4 protein-coding genes are annotated in these 4,050 nt (G+C 69.0%); 2 read left to right on the plus strand and 2 right to left on the minus strand.

All coding sequences use genetic code 11. The features are described 5' to 3' along the window. The coding region (locus tag DMC18_RS17835) for an HlyD family secretion protein (protein ID WP_146218119.1) at window positions 1–559 on the minus strand (559 nt) is incomplete at its 3' end. 307 nt (window positions 560–866) lie between these two features. Next, window positions 867–2,678, minus strand: a complete 1,812-nt coding sequence (locus DMC18_RS17840) for a DUF885 family protein (RefSeq protein ID WP_110121195.1) — start codon at window positions 2,676–2,678, stop codon at window positions 867–869. A gap of 141 nt (window positions 2,679–2,819) precedes the next feature. Between DMC18_RS17840 and DMC18_RS17845 the strand changes: the two genes are divergently transcribed. Further along, window positions 2,820–3,803: a TraB/GumN family protein gene (locus DMC18_RS17845; RefSeq protein ID WP_110121194.1), complete on the plus strand. Its 984-nt coding sequence runs from the start codon at window positions 2,820–2,822 to the stop codon at window positions 3,801–3,803. Between the two features lie 24 nt (window positions 3,804–3,827). Continuing rightward, window positions 3,828–4,050: VOC family protein (locus tag DMC18_RS17850; RefSeq protein ID WP_199232591.1), on the plus strand; the 223-nt coding region annotated here is incomplete at its 3' end.

A 4,050-nucleotide genomic window follows, 5' to 3' on the forward strand; every position in this document is an offset into this window, starting at 1 on the left:
AGCCGAGGGCGCCGGCGGTGCGGCGCTCGGCCTCGAGGGCGGCCTGGGCGCTGGCGACGGCGGCGTCCGACTGCTTGGCGCCGGCGCGTTCGGTCTGGACCTTCTGCTGCGACACCCAGCCCTGCCTGGCCAGGGCGTCGTAGCGCTCGACGTCGGCGCGGGCCCGGCCGGCGTCGGCCTGGGCGCTGCTCACGCCGGCCTGACGCTGCTGGATCAGGGCCTGTTCGAGAATGGCCTTGTCGTCGACGCTCTTGATGGCGGCGTCGAGCGCCGCGGCGTTGGCGATCGCCTGGTCGAGCTTGGCCTGGAAGGTCGAGGGATCGATCTTGGCCAGCACCTGGCCGGCCTCGACCCGCTGGTTGTCGGCGACCAGAACCTGCGCGACATAGCCCGTCACCTGTGGGCTGACCGAGACCGTGTCGGCCTGGACGAAGGCGTTGTCGGTGCTCTCGAACCGCTGCTTGTCGATGTACCAGAACACGCCGCCGACCAGGATGGCCGCGCCGGCGACGCCGGCGACCAGCAGCGGAACCAGCTTCTTCTTCTTCGCCTCGGCCATGGCCTGATCCTGCAAGAAAGGAGGGCGTCCAGACGCGGCGATTATTCGCCTGGCGGACGCGTCGCGGGATAAATGGACGACTTCGTCCAAAAATCAAGCCGAGATCGGCGCGTCATTGTGCGGCGCCGCATGGTTTATGAGATCGGGATCCGGTTGGCGGACATCGGGGCGCATCTCCCTTCCCCCTTGATGGGGGAAGGGCCGGGGTTGGGGGTGGTTACAGCGGTTAGTGCTGCCGCCGTCCTTGGATGGGCAAGCGCAGTGTCACCCCCATCCCAACCCCTCCCCCATCAAGGGGGAAGGGCTCCTAAGCGCCTTTCTTCTCCGCGATCCAGGCGTCCACCTGCGTCTCCAGCACGTCCAGCGGCACCGCGCCGTTCTTGAGCACCGCGTCGTGGAAGCCGCGGATGTCGAACTTCGGGCCCAGCGCCGTCTCGGCCCGCACCCGCAGCTCGCGGATCTTCAGCTCGCCCAACTTGTAGGCCAGGGCCTGGCCGGGCCAGGTGATGTAGCGGTCGACCTCGGCCTCGATGTTGGTGCGGGTCAGGGCCGTGTTTTCGAGCATGAAGGCGATGGCCTGGTCGCGGGTCCAGCCCTTGGAATGGATGCCGGTGTCGACCACCAGGCGGCAGGCGCGCCACATCTCGTAGGACAGGCGGCCCATGTCCTTCTCGGGGGTGTCGTAAAGGCCCATCTCGATGCCCAGGCGCTCGGAATAGAGGCCCCAGCCCTCGACGAAGCCGGTGAAGAAGGCCGCGTTCTTGCGAAACTCCGGCAGGTCCAATTCCTGCTGCAGCGAGATCTGGTGGTGATGGCCGGGCACGGCCTCGTGCACCGTCAGGGCCGGCATCTCGTAGAGCGGCCGCTGGTCTAGGTGCGTGGTGTTGACGAAATAGACCCCCGGCGCGCCCGTGCTGGCGAAGCCGGCGTTGTAATAGGCGGTGGTGTTGCCCTCGGCGATCTCGGCCGGGATCTCGCGCACGGTGTAGGGCAGGCGGGGCAGGGTTCCGAACAGCTTGGGCATCCAGCCGTCGATGGTCTTGGCCAGGAACGTCGCCTCGCGCATCAGTTCGCCCGGGGTCTTGGCGTAGTATTTCGGGTCGGTGCGCAGCTTCTCGATGAAGGCCTTGCGGTCGGGCGCGAGGCCGCTCTTCTTGGCCACCTCGTCCATCTCGGCGCGGATGCGGGCCACTTCGGAGAGGCCCAGCTGATGGATCTCCTCGGGCGTCTTGGTCGTCGTGGTCATCACCCGCACCTGATAGGCGTACCAGGCGGCGCCCTGGGGCAGGGCCGAGGCGCCGATGCTGGTCCGGCACTTGGGCGCGTAGTCCTTCTCGTAGAAGTCCGACAGGGCCTGGTAGGCGGGATTGACCTTGGCCGTGATCGCCGCTTTCGCCCGGGCCTGCATGGCCGCCCAGTCGGCGTCGCTGATGGTCGAGGGCTTCCTGGCCTTGAACGGCTTGTAGAAGGTCGAGGCCTCCGGATCCTTGGCGATCGAGGCGGTGATGGTCGCCCCGAAGGCCTTCATCGGCTCGCACGGCTGGACGTAGCCCTTGTTCAGGCCCGCGCGCACCGTCTCGATCGAGGCCTTGTTATAGGCCGGATAGAGGTCGAGCCGGGTCAGGTAGCTGTCGTAGTCGGCCTTGGTGAAGAACGGCAGCATGTCGGGCAGGGCGGCGAAAGACTGGTGCCAGCTGCCGATGCTGGAGAACAGCATGGTGCGCTGGCCAAAGCCGTTGCCCTCGACCTGCTCGCTCAGCATCCGGTGCAGGATCGCCTTGTTGACCCGGTCGGCCGGCGACAGGCCCGCATCCGAGATGGCGTCCAGGCGCTTGAGGAAGGCGGCGGCCTCGGCGGCGCGGCGGTCGGCGAAGGCCAGGGACGGATCGTCCAGCTGGTCGTCATAGGTGCGCACGCCCAGCAGCGTGGCCTGGATGGGCGCGCCCTTCAGCCACCAGGCCCAGTGCTCGTCGATCAGGGTCTTCAGCGCCTGGGTGGCGGGAGACGGCGCGGCGGGGGAGGGCGCGACGGCTGAGGCAGGCGTCTGCGCCAGGGTTGGCGACACGACCGTGCCGGCCAGGACGGCGGCCACGCAGGCCGCGCTCATCAATCCGCGCATGTTTCCCCTCCAGGATCGCCGAACAGCGCAGGCAGACAGCCATGCGTCGGCCGCTTCACGCAAGACAGACCCCCTTCAGGCCCCCGTTTCGCCATCCGCCGACGCGCATTATGTCTGTGAGCCTACCCAGGAGAACGACGCATGGCCGCCAAGACCGCCCGGATCGCCGCCGTCGCCGCGCTCGCCTTCGCCGTTTCGGTTCCGGCCCTGGCTCAGACACCGTCTCCCACCGTCGAGCTGCAACCGGCCGATCCCGGCAGCGCGGTGGTCGAGGAGCTGCTGGTCGTCGCCCGGCCGCCGGGCCCGGCCCTGTGGCTGGTCGAGAAGAACGGCGCCAAGCTCTACGTGCTGGGCTCGGCCGCGCCCCTGCCGCACCAGCTGAAGTGGGACAGTCCGCGCCTCAACCGCGCCCTCGACCAGGCCAGTCTCGTGCTCGTGCCGCCCGAGGCCTCGGTGGGGCCGATGCAGATCACCAAGTTCGTGCTGACCGGCGGGGGCGGCGTGCGCCAGGGCTTCGGCAGGAAGCTGGAAGACCGCCTGCCGCCCGACCTGAAGGACCGTTTCGTCAAGGCCCGCACCCAGGCCAGGCGCACCGCCGTGCCCTACAAGGACTGGAAGCCGGCGGTGGCGGGCTTCATCCTGCTGTCCGACTTCCGTCAGGCCGCCGGCCTTTCCGAGGCCAAGCCGGTCAGCACCATCGAACGCATGGCCAAGGCCAAGGGCGTCAAGGTCAAGGCCATGAGCCAGTATCGCCTGGGTCCGGTGCTCTCCAGCGCCGGCAAGCTGTCGGACGAGGCCAACCTCGCCTGTCTGCGCGACGCCCTCAACGAGATCGACTACGAGGCCCCGCGCTGGAACACCCTGGGCCGCGACTGGGCGGACGGCGACATCGCCGCCGTTCGCGCCCGCTACTCGTCCAGCGCCGCGCAGCGCTGCCTGCTGCGCGCGCCGGGCGGGGCGGGCCTGCTCGACGACCAGATCGGCCAGTCGGCCAAGGCGCTGTCGGAGGCGCTCAATCGTCCCGGTGTCACGGTGGCGGTGGTGGATCTGGCCTTCCTGTTGCCGAGGAACGGCGTGCTGGATCGCCTGAAGGCCCAGGGCGCGACGGTGACCTCGCCGAACTAGGGCCGAACTAGGAGATCGCCCGCCATGCGCCTGATCGGCCTCGACCACCTCGTCCTGCGGGTCCGCGACCCCAAGGCCATGGAGCGCTTCTATGTCGATATTCTCGGGTGCACGGTGGAGAACCGCCAGGACGCGGTCGGCCTGACCCAGCTGCGGGCCGGCGCCCAGTTGATCGACCTGGTCGACGTCACCGGGCGTCTGGGCCTGATGGGCGGCGCGGCCCCGGGGGTCGAAGGCCGCAACCTCG

It is taken from the genome of Caulobacter sp. D5 (assembly GCF_003185805.1).
Lineage (GTDB): Bacteria > Pseudomonadota > Alphaproteobacteria > Caulobacterales > Caulobacteraceae > Caulobacter.